Origin of the sequence: Streptomyces sp. WM6378 (assembly GCF_001279695.1) — a bacterium.
Classification (GTDB): domain Bacteria; phylum Actinomycetota; class Actinomycetes; order Streptomycetales; family Streptomycetaceae; genus Streptomyces.
The window spans coordinates 1-722 of sequence record NZ_LGDD01000161.1; the positions used below are offsets into that span (position 1 = coordinate 1).

General features: G+C 68.8%; 1 protein-coding gene and 1 pseudogene. Both read right to left on the reverse strand.

Going from position 1 to position 722, the window contains the following annotated elements:
• Window positions 1–327: pseudogene (locus ADK54_RS45980) on the reverse strand (IS630 family transposase); the annotation flags it as partial.
• Window positions 324–722: winged helix-turn-helix domain-containing protein (locus ADK54_RS43410; protein WP_324610155.1), on the reverse strand; the 399-nt coding region annotated here is incomplete at its 5' end. The pseudogene ADK54_RS45980 and the gene ADK54_RS43410, both read right to left, overlap by 4 nt.

Genomic DNA, 722 nt, shown 5'->3' on the forward strand with positions numbered 1-722 from the left:
GATGGTCAGCCAGTCATGCTCGGCGGCATAGTCACGGATGTCGGCGCTGCGGTGGACATTCAGATTGTCCCAGATCACCACGACGGGCCCGCCGAGCTGGAGATGGGCCCGCACCAGCAGATCGCGGTAGTCCCGCCAGGTGAACCCCCTTTGACTGCCCAGGCAGTGGCCCTGGACGCGTGGACGGTAGATGAGCCGGCTGCGTTCACCGGCCTTGTAGCAGGCGAGTGCGGCCAGGGTCACCCGCCCACGGGAGGCACCGTTGAACTGGACCACAGGGGTGGTCTTCCCCCTCGGGGCCCAGGTCCGGCCGCGGTGCGACGTCATCGAGACGGCGGCTTCGTCCTCAAAGACGAGCCAGGCCCCGCGCGTCGCCGCGGTGGCTTTGCCGACGGCCAGGTCTCCTTCACCCAGCCTGCGACGGCCGCCTCGTCACGCTCCACCGCGCGCCGCGCAGGCTGCTGACACGACCAGCCGTGACGCCGCAGCAACTCCCACACGCCGCGGATCGACAGCAACACACCGAGCTTCTCAACGAGAAGGGCCTGCACCCGCGACAAGGTCCACCGCTCGTTCGGCCGTCCGTGGAACACCGTCCCCCGCAGCAGTTCCTCCTCCAGTCCGGCGAACTCCTGAGGGCTCACCTTCGGACTCTTGGCAGGCCCCGAACTACGCAAACCGGCCCTGCCGTGAGCCCTCCAGTCCCGCCTCCAGCGTTCGAC